The 14981-nt window shown below is 63.9% G+C and carries 12 protein-coding genes and 1 tRNA gene; 6 read left to right on the top strand and 7 right to left on the bottom strand.

Annotated elements, in window-relative coordinates:
* Window positions 1-26 precede the first annotated feature (26 nt).
* Both N7E70_RS26260 and N7E70_RS26255 read right to left on the bottom strand, forming a co-directional pair.
* Window positions 27-100, bottom strand: a tRNA-Gly gene (locus N7E70_RS26260).
* Between the two features lie 93 nt (window positions 101-193).
* A complete protein-coding gene (locus N7E70_RS26255; protein ID WP_263008065.1) occupies window positions 194-2017 on the bottom strand; it encodes a glycosyltransferase in 1824 nt (607 codons plus the stop codon).
* 104 nt (window positions 2018-2121) lie between these two features.
* On the opposite strand from N7E70_RS26255, the gene N7E70_RS26250 reads away from it, so the two are divergent.
* Window positions 2122-3108 (top strand): UDP-glucuronic acid decarboxylase family protein, encoded by a 987-nt coding sequence (locus N7E70_RS26250; RefSeq protein WP_263008064.1) that lies wholly within the window; start codon window positions 2122-2124, stop codon window positions 3106-3108.
* Between the two features lie 17 nt (window positions 3109-3125).
* On the opposite strand, the gene N7E70_RS26245 is transcribed toward N7E70_RS26250, so the two are convergent.
* Entirely contained in the window at window positions 3126-4964 is a 1839-nt protein-coding gene (locus N7E70_RS26245; RefSeq protein WP_263008063.1) for a diguanylate cyclase domain-containing protein, read from the bottom strand.
* Window positions 4965-5292: 328 nt separating this feature from the next.
* Between N7E70_RS26245 and N7E70_RS26240 the strand changes: the two genes are divergently transcribed.
* Window positions 5293-5589: a DUF6460 domain-containing protein gene (locus N7E70_RS26240; protein ID WP_442866480.1), complete on the top strand. Its 297-nt coding sequence runs from the start codon at window positions 5293-5295 to the stop codon at window positions 5587-5589.
* A 60-nt stretch (window positions 5590-5649) separates the two neighbouring features.
* Here the strand turns inward: N7E70_RS26240 and N7E70_RS26235 are convergent, their stop codons facing one another.
* Window positions 5650-6546: a histone deacetylase family protein gene (locus tag N7E70_RS26235; protein WP_263008061.1), complete on the bottom strand. Its 897-nt coding sequence runs from the start codon at window positions 6544-6546 to the stop codon at window positions 5650-5652.
* Window positions 6547-6624: 78 nt separating this feature from the next.
* Here N7E70_RS26235 and N7E70_RS26230 point away from each other — a divergent pair, with 78 nt between their 5' ends.
* Window positions 6625-8022 carry an MATE family efflux transporter gene (locus N7E70_RS26230; protein WP_442866479.1) on the top strand — a complete coding sequence of 466 codons (1398 nt, stop codon included), beginning with the start codon at window positions 6625-6627 and terminating at the stop codon, window positions 8020-8022.
* Here N7E70_RS26230 and N7E70_RS26225 read toward each other — a convergent pair.
* Both N7E70_RS26225 and N7E70_RS26220 read right to left on the bottom strand, forming a co-directional pair.
* On the bottom strand, window positions 7998-9074 hold the full coding sequence (locus N7E70_RS26225; RefSeq protein ID WP_182575992.1) for a quinone-dependent dihydroorotate dehydrogenase: 1077 nt from the start codon (window positions 9072-9074) through the stop codon (window positions 7998-8000). The genes N7E70_RS26230 and N7E70_RS26225 overlap by 25 nt on opposite strands.
* Window positions 9071-9418 (bottom strand): DUF952 domain-containing protein, encoded by a 348-nt coding sequence (locus N7E70_RS26220; protein WP_263008060.1) that lies wholly within the window; start codon window positions 9416-9418, stop codon window positions 9071-9073. Before N7E70_RS26220 ends, N7E70_RS26225 begins: the two co-directional genes overlap by 4 nt.
* 112 nt (window positions 9419-9530) lie before the next feature.
* Here N7E70_RS26220 and N7E70_RS26215 point away from each other — a divergent pair, with 112 nt between their 5' ends.
* Both N7E70_RS26215 and N7E70_RS26210 read left to right on the top strand, forming a co-directional pair.
* Window positions 9531-9968, top strand: coding sequence for a hypothetical protein (locus tag N7E70_RS26215; RefSeq protein WP_154387156.1), 438 nt, complete (start codon window positions 9531-9533; stop codon window positions 9966-9968).
* Between the two features lie 154 nt (window positions 9969-10122).
* Window positions 10123-10779 (top strand): response regulator transcription factor, encoded by a 657-nt coding sequence (locus tag N7E70_RS26210; protein WP_067965392.1) that lies wholly within the window; start codon window positions 10123-10125, stop codon window positions 10777-10779.
* A gap of 55 nt (window positions 10780-10834) precedes the next feature.
* On the opposite strand, the gene N7E70_RS26205 is transcribed toward N7E70_RS26210, so the two are convergent.
* Window positions 10835-14329, bottom strand: a complete 3495-nt coding sequence (locus tag N7E70_RS26205) for a PAS domain-containing hybrid sensor histidine kinase/response regulator (protein ID WP_263008059.1) — start codon at window positions 14327-14329, stop codon at window positions 10835-10837.
* Between the two features lie 214 nt (window positions 14330-14543).
* Between N7E70_RS26205 and mscL the strand changes: the two genes are divergently transcribed.
* Window positions 14544-14966, top strand: coding sequence for a large conductance mechanosensitive channel protein MscL (mscL, locus tag N7E70_RS26200; RefSeq protein ID WP_067965388.1), 423 nt, complete (start codon window positions 14544-14546; stop codon window positions 14964-14966).
* The last annotated feature ends 15 nt before the right edge of the window (window positions 14967-14981 follow it).

Raw genomic sequence — 14981 nt, 5'->3', positions numbered from 1 at the left:
CAGGGCGAAAATCCTGCTGCAAAAAATGGAGCGGGTAGCGGGAATCGAACCCGCGCGTTCAGCTTGGGAAGCTGACAGGCTACCATTACATCATACCCGCGCGGGCACTTGGTTAGCATTCGCCTTGCGGGCAGGCAATCGGGAAACGTGTTGTACCAGTACCGACGCAATTCGGCTGCTGCGCCGGGCGACGTTATTTGTGCTTCCGCAGGATCGACAGCGCTTTGCGCAGCTCGGACAGTGCAATCTCGCCATAGGCGCGCTGCTTGAGCTTCCCGCCATATCCGGCGCGGAGGATCTTTCGTGCCTGGCTGCCGGAAAAGCGGGCAAGGATTTCACGGCAAAAGACACGCGAGCGAAACTCGGCCGCCAGTGTTGGTGCATTTGCCAGGAAGACCGCGAACACCTTGCGGTCGCCGTAGAACCTGCGCAGTCGCTTGGGTGTTTCGCGGGTGATGAGATCCAGCACCGACCAGTAGCCGCCGTCGAGCATCCAGGCATATCTGCCTGCATTGGCCAGGAGAAAATCGATATCGGTCAGCGTCGCTTCCTCGGCGAGCCGGTAGTATTCCGGCGTCCCGGACCGAAGCCAGGGCGAGCTTTCATGGTTCGAGAAGGCGTTTTCCCCATGCAGCCTGTAGCCTGACAGAACGACATCGATAAGGGCGCTGCCGCCAAAGCCATGGCACATGAAGTTGAAGTAGCCGTCCGCCGCCCGCATGTGTCTGGCTTCGCCGCCGCGCCGGACCAGCCGCAAGTGCGACGCCCGGTACATGTTTGCCGTACCGGGACTCCATTGCCAGCCGCTTGCCCACCTCGGCACGAGAACGGTCCGCGCCGACAGTTGCTGGAAGTGCTGCTGTGAGACGGTCGGCAGCCGGAAGACGGACGCTTCGGCATGCAAGTTTCGCGTCTGGCTCTGGCTGTCGACGGCGCCGCCGCCAGCGACAGCCAGGATGTTTCCCAGCGCGTCCGTTTCCGCGACGCTGGACGAGGTGAAGGCAACGCTTTGCCGCAGCGCCAGGTGAGCCTGGACATGCATCGACGCGTAGGTCGACAGCAGCACATCGTCGGCATCGACGAAGCTGACGAAGCCGCCCTTGATCTTGTCGAGCGACCAGAATGCCGCGCCAAGCTGGCCGAGATTTTCCGGCAGCGTTTCGATACGGAAGCGACTGTCATTGCCGACATGTCTGGCGATGACCTCGACGCTGTCGTCGGTCGAGCCATTGTCGATGACCAGGCACTCAAAATTGGGGTAGTCCTGCGCCTTGATCGAGTCGATCGTCGCACCGACGTAGCGGCCATAGTTCCAGGCGATGACGACGAAGCTGACCAAGGGCGGCTTGATCGACCCGCCGGAGGCCTCGTCGATGCTCCGCCCGCCGATGGTGAAACCTGAAGCGGCATCGCGGGACGGGCTCCAGGTCTTGCGGACGATCACCTGGTAGTCGTTGTGCAGGACCTCGTACTCTCCTGCTCTTGCCTGGAGAAAGGCGTCGATGCCGGGCTTTGGGCGCTCGGCGGCCGGCTTGGCCGGCTGCCACAGATAGTCGTCCAGGATCATGATGCCGCCCGAGGCAAGCAGGTCCCAGCTCTGCTGGGCGTCGGTGAAAGCCGAGGCGGCATGGTGGTCGCCGTCGACATAGACGACGTCGAAGCGGCGCGACTCGCGCTGCAGTTCCGACAGCGCCTCGATCGAGAAGGCCTTCAGCTTTTCGAGCCGGTCGGAAAAGAGCTTCGTGTTGGCATCGAAGCGTGCCTCGACTTCGCTCATGTCGGTGTGATGGCGCGAGCCGGGTGTCCTGTGCTCGACGCTGCCCTCGAATGTGTCGATGCAGGTCAGATGGCAATTAGGCAGGAACTTCAGGAAAAACAGCGCCGAGCGGCCCTCGAAGGAGCCAATTTCCAGAACCCGCAGCGGCTCCTGCGCGCGCTCGCGCAGCAGCTTTTCCCAGATCGGGATGTGGTGGGATGTCCAGTCCCTGCTGAAAGCGCTGCCGTCGAAATAGTTCATTCAAACGCGCCTATTGGCCTGGAAATGCCGAACTTGTAGAAACATGAGCGACATTGCATGAGCTTGCCCGCCAAGCAATGCCTGTAGCGAAAGCAGAGGCCGACATGCGTCCAGAAAAGCGGGTACTGGTTACAGGTGGAGCGGGTTTTCTTGGCTCGCATCTTTGCGAACGGCTTCTCGCGGCAGGGACGCATGTCTTGTGCGTCGACAATTTCTACACCGGTGCGCGCGCCAATGTCGCACACCTTGCCGAACATTCCCGTTTCGAATTGATCGAGCACGACGTCTGCCAGCCGCTTTTTGTCGAAGTCGACGAGATCTACAACCTGGCCTGTCCGGCGTCGCCCATCCATTACCAGCGCGATCCGGTGCAGACCACCAAGACCAGCGTGCTCGGCGCCATCAACATGCTTGGCCTCGCCAAGCGTCTAGGCGCCAGGATCCTCCAGGCCTCGACATCGGAAGTCTATGGTGACCCGGCCGTCCACCCGCAGGACGAGAGCTACTGGGGCAACGTCAATCCGATCGGCCCGCGCTCGTGCTACGACGAGGGCAAGCGCTGCGCCGAAACGCTGTTCTTCGACTACCGGCGACAACACGATCTGGAGATCAAGGTCGCCCGCATCTTCAACACCTATGGCCCGAGGATGCAGCCCGATGACGGGCGCGTCGTCTCCAACTTCATCATGCAGGCGTTGCGCGGCGACAGCATCTCGATCTTCGGCGGCGGCACGCAGACGCGGTCGTTCTGTTATGTCGACGACCTCGTCGACGGCCTGATCAGGCTGATGGCCTCTCCACGCGATTTCACCGGACCGGTCAATCTGGGCAACCCGGAGGAGTTTTCGATGATCGAGCTCGCCCGCGCGGTTCTGGCCGAGACGGGCAGCAGGTCGCGGCTCGAGTTCTTGCCGTTGCCCGAGGATGATCCGAAGCAGCGGCGGCCCGACATCACCTTGGCCGGCACTCTCGGCTGGCGACCCGCCACGCCGCTGGAGCAGGGCCTTCAGCGCACGGTTGCCTATTTCCAGGAACTGATGGACGCTCAACCGCACATCAAGGACGGTGGCGTGGTGGCTGCTGCTTCCTGAGCGCGACTGGCGACGGCCTAGGCGCGCCCGTTGCTGCGCTCGGCGACGTCCTTCGCCTGCACCGAACCGCCCTTGGCCAGTTCGACCATATCAGCGAGCAACTCGACCTGATCGAAAAAGCAGACGCGGCCGCGGCCGTCCTGCTTGGCGCGGTAGAGGGCGGCGTCGGCGCGCTTGAAGTAGGTACCGATGTCGCTGCTGTCGTTGCCGATCAAGGTGACCCCGACGCTGGCGCCGATGGAAATCTGGTGACCGCCGATGTCGTAGGGTGCGCAGAGCGCCTCGACGATGCGGCAGCCGAGCGAAACCGAAGCGTCCGGTTGTCGGCTGTCATTCTGGATGACGGCGAATTCGTCGCCGCCGAGGCGCACGAGGCAATCCGCCACGTCGACACAGCCGCGCAGCCTGTCGGCGACCACGCACAGCAGCGCGTCGCCGACAGGGTGGCCGAGCGTGTCGTTGACCTGCTTGAACAGGTCGAGGTCGAGGCAGAGCAGGGCGCGGGCGCGGCCATCCCGGACATTGCCGACCGCCAGTTCGAGCTGCTGGCGAAACAGGATGCGATTGCCGAGCCCGGTCAGCGTGTCGTGATGCGCCAGATAGGCGATGTCGGCCTGCGCGCGCTTGCGTTCGTCGATGTCCTCTAGCAGCCCGACCCATTCGATGATGCGCCCGTCTGTGTCGAACACCGGGGCACCTTGCGAGCGAACCCAGAGCCAGCGTCCGTCGCTGACCTTGAGACGGAACTCGACATCGAGCGGCGTGTTTTGCTTGAGCGCCTCGGCCCAGGCGGCGGAGGTAATCGGGCGATCGTCGGGATGGATGGCGTTGGTCCACTCCTGGCCCTCGACCTCGCTTTCCGGCCGGCCGGTGAGTTGCTCCCAGCCGGTCGCGAGGCCAGCGCTGCCATCCCCGTCGCGACGCCACAGCACAATGGCACCCGTTTCGGCGATGGTGCGATAGCGGCGCTTTTCGCTGCGCAGGGCATTTTCGGCCCTGGTAAAGCTCTGGCGCAGGATCTCGAATTCCTGGATTGAGGATGGGGCAACCGAGGCCGCCTCCGTCTCCTGTCCATCGGCGATGGCATTGCTGTAGCGGGCCAGCGCCTGCACAGGCTGCAGGATGCGTTTGCCGAGCCACATCGCCACGCAGACGGCAAGCAGCAGGCTCATGCCTGCACCCAACATCAGATTGAACATCGGGTCGCGCCAGCGCGCGTCGAATACGGTCGTCGATTCACCGACGATGATCACCCAGCCCGGTGTGCCAGCCAGCTTCTGGAAAGACAGGATGATCGGCAGGCCTTCAATGGTTTTTGCCGCAAAAAGTCCGGCATTGGTTCCAAGCGCCTCCAGTTTGGGCCAGTCCGGAGCGACTTGGCCAATGAACCGGCTGGCGTCACGCGAACGTGCGAGAATGCGCCCGTTGCCGTCGGTGACGGCCACCAATATGTCGGTCGGCGCGCGCTTGCCGCGCTGCAAGGTCTGGATAAGGTCTTGAGGTGACGTCGACATGACGTAGGCAGCGCCCCCGCGCTTGCCCGGAGGGGCGGGCACAGCCAGCACGAGGCGCGGCTCGTTGCCTGTGGTAAGCACATTCGAGACAACGTTCGCCTGCGTACTCATGGCAAGCACTGCGGCATCCGCCGCCGCGTTCGACCTGGCGCGCAAGGCCGGGACGCGATCGTTGGCGATCAGCGCCACATTGTTGTCGGCGCCGAGCACCCACAGTTCCGGCTCAGGGAGCGGTTCGGGATCGGGAATCTCACGATGTTGCGCCAGCACCGACATGTTGGCGAAGCGGCTGCTCAGCTCTCCTTCGATGGCATTGGCCAGCGTGCGAGCGGTGTCGTTCAAGCGCGCGACTGCCGCATCCCTGTAGGCGCTTCCGGCAGACCAGACCGCAACAGCCGATACTGCGACCACGGGAAGCAGGCAGGCCAACGCCAAGGCGATGAGGTAGCTGTTGAGACCGCGTTTGGCTTGCGAGTTCTTCTCCATTCCCACCGCGCGCTCAACTCCCGACGATCCATCAGAAGTTGCTAATCGCCCGAGAATGTTTTCCAAAAGGTCAACGCGGATGTATCGTCCTGCGTGAAATGTCTGCCGATCACATGAATCGCAGGTTGTGCAGCGCGGGTGGCATTCGGCGTCAGCACCTTGAAGCGCGTGGCGCAATCACGATATGCCTGATGGCTCGAATCGCAGGAGATCGAACTTGTCCGGATTGACGCGCTTTCTCGGCGACACCCCGCTCAGGGTGTTCATCAAGCTGCTGGTCATCTCCTTCCTCGTCGGCATCGTCATGTCAGCCTTCGGCTGGTCGCCCTTAGACGTGATCTACGGCATCCGCGATTTCTTCGTCGACATCTGGCGCATGGGCTTCCGCGCCGTCGATCGCTTCCTCGGCTACTTCCTGCTGGGTGCCGCGATCGTCGTGCCGGCATTCATCATTCTGAGGCTGTTCAGCTACCGCAAATAGCTGCCGCCCCGTCTGGCATGATCTTTTCCGAAACGCGATTGATGCGTTTCGGGGCCATGCTCAGGCGAAGGCGGCCGCCGTTTCGAACAGGATGGCGTGGCGGGCGGCAAGGGCTGCGACATCGGTCGAATAGCCGCCGCCGATCACCCCGCACAATGGCACGCCACGTCCGCGAAAGTGCCCAATGACGAGACGCTCGCGCCGGCGCAGCCCCTCGTCGCTCAGCGCTAGACGGCCAAGCCGATCCTCGCGATGCGGATCGACGCCGGCATTGTAGAAGACGATGTCCCATCTGCCGTGTCGTGACAGGCCGGCAAGGGCGTCGGTGAGAGCATCCAGATAGGCATCGTCGCCGGTCTTGTCGGGCAAGCCGATGTCGAGGCACGAGGCGACCTTGCGCACCGGGTAGTTCTTTTCGGCATGCATCGAGAAAGTGAACACCGAAGGAGTGCTGGCAAGGATCTCGGCGGTGCCGTCGCCCTGATGCACATCGAGATCGACAACCAGGATGTTCTCGACCTGCCCATCTTCGAGTAGCGCCAGTGCGGCGACGGCGACGTCGTTGAAGGTGCAGAAGCCGGCGCCCTGGGCGCGGCGGGCATGGTGACTGCCGCCGGCGGCGTTGCAGGCGATGCCATGGCCGAGTGCCAGCCGTGCCGAAGCCAGCGTGCCACCTGCGGCGAGCTGGGCGCGCCGCGACACGCGCTCACCGACAGGAAAGCCGATCTCGCGCTCGATATGGTGCGGCACCGTGCAGGTCAGCACTTGGTCGACATAGGTAGCGTCATGCGCAAGCCTGAGATAGTGCGGCGCGATCGGTTCGGCCCGGTTGAGCCCGCTGGTCAGGCCGAGGGCTTCGAGCCGTGCCATCAGCGCCGTGTATTTGCCCATCGGGAAGCGGTGGTCGGCGGCAAAGCCGGCATCGTAGTCGGGATGGCTGACGATCTGAAGCGGCATGGAGGGGTGCTGAACCAGGAGGGCGAAATCGATTGTTGCCGTAACTTAAATGGTTGCGGGCGTTGGGGAAACCGGGGCATGTGCCCTAGGGAGATTCGGCAACTGGGAGGACTTTCGTTGGAATACGCATCGCCAGAGGGCCGCGTGACGCCTTTTTCCGTCACCAACCGCTCGGTGTTGGCGATTGCCGTGCCAATGACCCTGGCCTATCTGACCACGCCTTTCATCGGCCTTGTCGGCACCGGCGTCGTCGGGCAGTTCGGTGATGCCGCCCTGCTCGGCGGCCTGGCAGCCGGTGCTGTCGCCTTCGATGTCGTCTTCACCAGCTTCAACTTTCTGCGTGCCGGCACGACGGCGCTGGTGGCGCAGGCTTTCGGCCGCGGCGATGCCTCCGAAGAGCAGGCGGTGTTCTGGCGCGCCGTGGTGATCGCCCTGATTGCCGGCATCGTGCTGGCGCTGACTGCACCACTGACCTCGCTTGCCGGGCAGTGGTTCATGCAGGCCGAGCCGCGCGTCAACGAGACGCTCGACCACTATGTCCGTATCCGCATGCTGGGCGCGCCCTTTGCCCTGATCAACTACGCCATCCTCGGCTACATCCTCGGGCGGGGCGAGGGCAGTTTCGCGCTGTTTCTGCAAGCGACGCTCAATGGCGTCAACATCGTCGTCTCCATCCTGCTTGGGCTGCATTTCGGCTGGGGCGTCGAAGGTGTTGCCTGGGCCGCCGTTGCCGGCGAGCTTGCCGGCATGATCATCGGACTGGCGGTGCTGCTGCGGCGTTTCGGGCGCGAGCCCAGGCTGGCGCGCCGGCGCATCTTCGATGCCGCCGCGTTCAAGCGACTGTTCGTGCTCAACCGCGACATCATGATCCGCTCTTTGTCGCTGCTCATAGCCTTCGCGCTGTTCACCCGCCAGGGCGCCCAGTTCGGCACGGTGACCCTTGCGGCCAACGCGGTGTTGATGAATTTCTTCATCGCTGCCGGCTTCTTCCTCGACGGCTTTGCCGCCGCTGCAGAACAGCTCGCTGGCCGCGCCGTTGGCGCGCGCTACGAGCCGGCTTTCCGCAAGGCGGTCTATCTCTGCTCGATCTGGGGCTTTGCGCTGGCCGGCACCATGACGGCGGCACTCATGATCTTCGGCGCCGACCTGATCGCGTTGATCTCGACGGCCGAGGACGTGCGCGCCGCGGCCATCGCCTTCCTGCCCTGGGCGGCATTCACCGCGCTGAGCGGCGTGCTTGCCTTCCAGATGGACGGCATCTTCATTGGCGCCGCCTGGTCGCGCGATATGCGCAACATGATGGTGATCTCGTTGCTGGTGTTCATCGCGGCACTTGCGGTGCTGCCCTCAGCCTACGGCAATGCCGGGCTATGGGCAGCCCTGCACCTGTTGCTGATCGTGCGCGGCCTGTGCCTGCTGGCGATCCTGAAGCCCAGGGCGCGGGCAACGTTTCAGAGCGGTGTCGCGGCCCACTGATCGAGCTTGCTGTCACGCAGCTCGGAGATGCTCTTGAGGCCTTCGCGCGCAGCAAAGTCGGACATGCCGCGCACGATGCGCGCCGGCAGCGACGGGCCTGCATAGACCATGCCGGTGTAGAGCTGGACGAGGTCGGCGCCGGCACGGATCTTCTCCAGTGCCGTGCCAGTCGAGTCGACACCGCCGACGCCGATGATGGCGCGCTGCGGGCCAAGCAGCTTGCGCATGCGCGCAAGAACCGCCGTCGAGCGCGCGAACACCGGCTTGCCTGACAGGCCGCCGGTCTCGCCGGTGTGGGCCGGGCTGCGCAGCGCAGGCCTCGTGATGGTGGTGTTGGAGACGATGACGCCGTCGATCGCCTTTTCGGTCACTTCGGCCGCGATGTCTTCGAGCTCTGCCTCGTGCAGGTCGGGCGCGATCTTGAGGAAGATCGGAACAGCATGGCCAGCTTCGGCGCGGGCGATCATGACGCTGGCCAGCAACTCGGCGAGCTGTTCGCGTGCCTGCATGTTGCGCAGACCGGGCGTGTTGGGCGACGAAATGTTGACCGTGAGATAAGAGGCATGGCGGGCGAAGCGCTTCACGCCGAGCACATAGTCACCGATGCGGTTTGTGCTGTCCTTGTTGGCGCCGATGTTGACGCCGACGATACCGGGCCGGCCGGCGCGGGCAATGAGGCGCTTTTCGCAGGCGTCATGGCCTTCATTGTTGAAGCCGAGCCGGTTGATGACGGCATCGTCCTCGACGAGGCGGAAGATGCGCGGCTTGGGATTGCCAGCCTGCGGCAGCGGCGTCACCGTGCCGATCTCGGCGAACCCGAAGCCGAGCCCGAGCAAGGCGTCCGGTACCTCCCCGTTCTTGTCGTAGCCGGCTGCCATGCCGAGCGGATTGGGAACGTCGAGCCCGGCGATCTTCAGCCGCAGGCGGGCATCACGCGGGGCGCGGCCGCCGACCGGCAGGCCGCAGCGCAGCGCCTTGATCGACATCCCGTGTGCGGTCTCGGCATCGAAGCTGAACAGCAGATGCCGGCCAAGACGGTCGAATGCGCTCATGCTTCAAGCTCCGGAAAATCGTGGGCGCCGGCGGCGTTGAGCGGCAGGGGGCGAACCCATTTGGCGGCGCTGGCCTCGAGCTGGGCATAGAGATGCGGGAATAAGGCGCCGCCGCGCGAGACCTCGTATCTCAGCGCCGGGCCGAGGCGCTCGGCGTCGATGGCAATGAGCAGCAGGTCGGCCTGCCCAGTGAAGTGTTTGGCGGCGGTTTCCACCACCTGTTCAGCAGTCGAGAAATGGATGAAGCCGTCGGCGAGATCGATCGGCGCGCCGGTGAAGATGCCGCTGCGTTCGGCCTCGCGCCACATCGCTTCGGGACAGATCTTGTAGATGGTCTTCGTCATACGGGCGCTATAGGCTGAAAGCATGATGCGGGAAAGGGCAGCTTTCATTGCCCACCGCAATTTGGGCCCATTGCTTTCAGACAATGCGCACCGTCCGCGAATGGAGACAGCTATGCGCCGCGCTTTTTTGATGCTCATTCCCTTCATCGCCGGCCTCGGTGCCGGACCGGCGCTGGCCGCCGAAACGCAGCGCTACCAGATGGAAAAGACCGACAAGGGATATGTCCGCATGGACACCCAGACCGGCGAGATGTCGATCTGCGAGGAACGCGACAATCAGCTGGTCTGCAAGCTGGCCGCCGACGAGCGATCGGCCTTGCAGGACGAGCTCGGCCGCGTGCAGTCCGAACTGAAGGCGCTCGATGAACGCATCGTGAAACTCGAGAACTCGCTGACAGCCCAATTGGAATCGAAACTGCCGACCGAGGAAGAGTTCCAGAAGAGCATGGGCTACATGGAGCGCTTCTTCCGCAGCTTCATGGGCATCGTCAAGGACATGGAAAAGGAAGACCAGGCGCCACAGATGGCGCCCGCACCGAACAAGACCTGAGCGGATTTTGTGCCTTGGCGGCCTGAAAGTTGAGCATGAACGGCCAACTCACCGGGCGATTTGACTTTAGCTGCTTGAAAAGACGCCACCGGGCCGCATAATCACGGCCGACGGTCCAAGACGCACAGAACGGTCGGGGCCTCGGGAGGGATATTTGCCAGCAGGCCACAAGTTCGTCATCGCGGACGACCATCCGCTGTTCCGCGGCGCTCTCAAACAGGCTATTGCCGGGCTGGCCGACGTGTCGAGCGTGCTCGAGGCCGGCGACTTCGAGAGCGTCAAGGCGATCGTTGCGGCGAATGAAGACATCGACATCGTGCTGCTCGACCTGTCGATGCCCGGCGCTTCGGGGCTCTCCGGTCTGATCTCGCTGCGGGGCATCCATGCGACCGTGCCCGTCGTCATCGTCTCGGCCCATGACGACCCCGAAACCATCCGCCGCGCGCTCGAGCTCGGCGCTTCCGGCTTCATCTCCAAGTCGGCGAGCATGGACGACATCCGCAACGCCATCGAGGCAGTGCTGTCGGGCGAAATATCGGCCCCCGGTGACATCGACCTTGGCGTCGAGCGCGATCCCGAAATCTCCGACCTGATCAAGCGCCTGCAGTCGCTGACGCCGCAGCAGACGCGTGTGCTCGGCATGCTGGCGGAGGGCCTGCTCAACAAACAGATCGCCTACGAGCTAGGCGTCTCGGAAGCGACGATCAAGGCGCATGTTTCGGCGATCCTGCAGAAGCTCGGCGTCGACAGCCGCACCCAGGCCGTCATCCTGTTGTCCAAGATCGGCGGCGAGCCGCGCCCGGCGGCGTGAGCATCCCGAAACGCGGACGCCGGTTTTCGGCATAGATCATGTTCGCAAAGCGGGGTCACTCGGCGGCGTGGGCCATGCGCCGCATCCGGTTCATCATCGAACGCAGGACAGCGGGCTTCAGCGGCTTGTTGAGCACGGCGACATCGAGCTGGTCGGCTGCGGCGCGCACCTCGTTGGAACGGTCGGCGGTGATCAGCACGGCAGGTGTCGCTTCGCCATAGACCGTGCGCAGCGAGCGAATGACGTCGAGACCGTTTTCGCCGTCGAGATGATAGTCGGCGAGGATGATTTCCGGTGCCGGTCCGTCGGGCTCGCCGGCGATGAATGCAGCCGTTCCCGAATAGGTGCGCACCTCGCAGCCCCAGCCTTCAAGCAATAGCCGCATGCCTTCCAGGATGCGGGCGTCGTTGTCGATGCAGACGACCGTCAGGCCGTTCAGCGCGGCCGCGGCCTGGATGCGCGGCCGGGCAGCCGCCGCCGCTGGCAGTTCCTCGGCAGTGGTGACGGGCAGGATGACCGAGAAGCGGGTGCCCTTGCTCTTGTGCGACTCGATCTGGATCTCGAGCTTCAGCACGCGCGCGATGCGGTCGACGATCGACAGGCCGAGCCCGAGGCCCTGGGCTTCGCGCATGCCGTCGTCGAGGCGGGTAAATTCGTGGAACACGGTGCCGAGCTTGTCTGAGGCGATGCCGATGCCGCTGTCGATGACCTGGATTTCGGCAAGCTCGCCGCGCCGCCTGACGCCAACGACGACGCGGCCGGTGCGGGTGTATTTGATGGCGTTGGAGACGAGGTTCTGGATCAGCCGGCGCAGCAGGTTGCGGTCGGTGTTGACGGTGAGCGTCGACGGCACGATCACCAGTTCGAGATCCTTGGCGCGGGCCATGGGCAGGAAGTCGGTGCCGATCTGGCGCAACAGCCCATCGAGGCGAAAAACGGTTTCCGCAGGCTTCATCGCACCCGCATCGAGGCGCGATATGTCGAGCACGGCACCGAGGATGGTCTCGACGGATTCGAGCGAGGATTCGATGTTGCGCGCAGCGATGCCGGCATTGCCCTTGCCGGCCTTCTCGATCAGCGACGAGCAGTAGAGGCGGGCGGCGTTGAGCGGCTGCAGGATGTCGTGTCCGGCAGCCGCGAGGAAGCGCGTCTTGCCGAGATTGGCCTCCTCGGCCAGCATCTGCGCCTGGGCGAGTTCCTCGTTGACGCGGGTAAGCTCGGCGGTGCGGCTCTTGACGCGCTGCTCCAAAGACTCGTTGGCGCGCTTGAGCGCGAGGTCGGCGGCGACGCGCGCGGAGATATCGGTATAGGTCGCGACGATGCCGCCGTCGGGCATCGGGTTGGAGCTCATTTCGATGATCCGGCCGCTGGTGGTCAGTTCGATCTGCCAGGGGCCGCCGAAGCTGGTCAGCCTGTCGAGCGTTCTGAGCCGCGACGTCGGCGGGATGTCGCCGCGGGCGACAAGATAGGCAAGGATGCGGTCGATCGAGACGCCGACCTGGCCCATCTCGTCGGGCAGGTCGAACAGCGAGCGGTACTGACGGTTCCAGCAGATCAGCCGGAAATCCTGGTCGAAGACGGTGATGCCCTGTTCCATCTGGTCGAGTGCGATCTGCAATAGGTCGCGGTTGTGCTGCAGCGCCTCCGTGGCGTCGTCGAGCAGGCGGAACGTGTCCTTGGCCGAGTTGTCGCCGCGCTTGAACAGCAGGGACAGGATCAGCCGTGCCGACGAGGAGCCGACGGCACTTGCCATCAGTTGCTCGGAGAAGCGGATGACGTCCATGCCGGCGGGGTCGTTGCCATTCAGCTTGCTGCCGCTGTCGCGCTCGAAACTCTGGAAAGAACGTTCGGTGCGCTCGACGCCGAGATATCTGGAGATGGTGTCCTTGAGGTCGTTGACGGTGATCGCCGTGCGGAAGCGGCGCAGCGACGGCATCGGGCTCGAGTCGCGCGGCACGAAGATCGAGGCCTGGATACGCTCGAGCGGCACCGAGGCGCGCGACAGCGAGCCGAGGACGAGGAACAGCGTGTTGATCGCCAGGCTCCACAGCACGCCGTGGTTCAGCGGTTCGGCCGAGGTGCCGAATAGCGCCTGCGGCCTGAGTGCCTCGATGCCGAACAGGCCCTCGGAGAGGATCGCCGTATCCGGCGAAGCGAGCGTCGGCAACAGCAGCGTGTAACACCACATAGCGATGCCTGCGGCCATGCCGAGCGCTGCGCCCCTTGCATTGGCGCGGCGCCAGATCAGGCCGCCGATGAAGGAGGGCGCGAACTGCGCGATCGCCGCGAACGACATCAGGCCGATCGAGGCGAGGCGCGTGTTGGTGGTGCTCTCGCGATAGTAAAGGAAGGCGACGAACAGGATGATGAAGATCGAGGCGCGGCGGATGTTGAGGATGATCGCCGACCAGTCCTCGGTGTCGCCGGCCTTCAATTTGACCAGCCGGCGCACGAAGATCGGAATGACGAGATCGTTGGAGATCATGATCGACAGCGCCACGCTTTCGACGATGACCATGGCGGTTGCCGCCGAGAGGCCGCCGATGAAGGCGACCATGGCGAGGAAGTCGTGGCCTTTGAACAATGGCAGCGACAGGACGTAGAGGTCACCTGTGGTGGCCGTGCCGACCACGGCCAGACCGGCAAAGGCTATCGGCAGCACGAACAGATTGATTGCCACGAGATAGGCGGGGAAGACCCATGTCGCCTTGCGCAGCTCGTCTTCGCTGCGGTTCTCGACGATCATCACGTAGAACTGCCTCGGCAGCATCACGATGGCAAAGCCGCTTATGCAGGTGACCACCAGCCAGGTGCCGAGCGAGGTGCCATAGCTCATGGCATCGCCGACCTGTTCGGTGGCGCCGAAGCTGTTCAGCATGTCGCCGGGGCCGTCGAACAGCGCAAAGGTGACGAACAGGCCGACGGCGAGGAAGGCGACGAGCTTGACGATCGACTCGACCGCGACCGCCAGCACCAGCCCGTTCTGGTGTTCGGTGGCGTCGGCATGGCGGGTGCCGAACAGGGTGGCAAACAGTGCCAAGAGCAGCGCCACGATCAGCGAGATGTCGCTGACGAAGGGATCGAAGGATGGCGGCGAGCCGGTGTAGTGCTCGACCATCAGACTGACCGAGCCCGATATCGCCTTGAGCTGGAGCGCGATGTAGGGGATGGCGCCGACCGTGGCGATCAGGGTGGCGATCGAGGCGACGGAAAAGCTCTTGCCGTAGCGGGCGCCGAGGAAGTCGGCGATCGACGTGATCTTCTCGGCCTTGGCCAGCTTGATGATGCGGCTGAGCAGCGGGAAGCCGAACATGAACACCAGCACCGGGCCGACATAGATGGCGAGGAATTCGAGCCCGCGCTCGGATGCCAGCCCGACCGAGCCGAAGAAGGTCCAGGACGTACAGTAGATGGCGAGGCTGAGCGCGTAGATGAACGGTCGCGGCCGGCCCGGGCCCCAGTTCGCGGCCCGGCGGTCACCGATGCTCGCAATGGCGAACAACAGCGTCACATAGGCGACGGCGATGAGGACGACGGCCAGGCCCTGCACTCTTGGTTCTCACTCCCTCGGAAATGTCTGTTTCCGATGCAGTGAGGCAATCACAGCTGCGCCGGCATGTCCATTATCCTTGTCTCCTAGACTGGCCGCGTCGGCGCTTGCGGGGCGGGGTTTTGCAACCGGCGGTTTTTGCTATGGTGACGCTGTGCGGCGACGGTTGGCGGGGAACGATTCGCCTTTTTGCAGATCGTGAACGGAGGGTTCAATGCTAAAGGAATTCCAGGAATTTATTGCCAAGGGCAATGTGATGGATCTCGCGGTCGGCGTGATCATCGGCGGCGCCTTCGGCCTTATCGTTTCCTCGCTTGTCGGGGACATCATCATGCCGATCGTCGGTGCGATATTCGGCGGGTTTGACTTCTCGAACTACTTCCTGCCGCTGTCGTCGTCGGTGACGGCCGTGTCGCTTGAGGAAGCCAAGAAGCAGGGCGCGGTGTTTGCCTATGGCAACTTCTTCACTGTCGTCATCAACTTCCTGATCCTTGCCTGGATCATCTTCCTGATGGTCAAGGGCGTGAACACCATGCGCAAGCGCCTGGAGAAGCAGAAGGCGGCCGAGCCGGCCGGTCCTCCGCCCGCCGATGTCGCGCTGCTGACCGAAATCCGCGACCTGCTCGCCAAGAAATAGCCTGCGAAAGCTGGC

Origin of the sequence: Aminobacter sp. NyZ550 (assembly GCF_025628925.2) — a bacterium.
Taxonomy (GTDB): domain Bacteria; phylum Pseudomonadota; class Alphaproteobacteria; order Rhizobiales; family Rhizobiaceae; genus Aminobacter; species Aminobacter ciceronei.
Note: the sequence above shows the minus strand (reverse complement) of the source record. Positions and strands in the feature narration are given on the sequence as shown.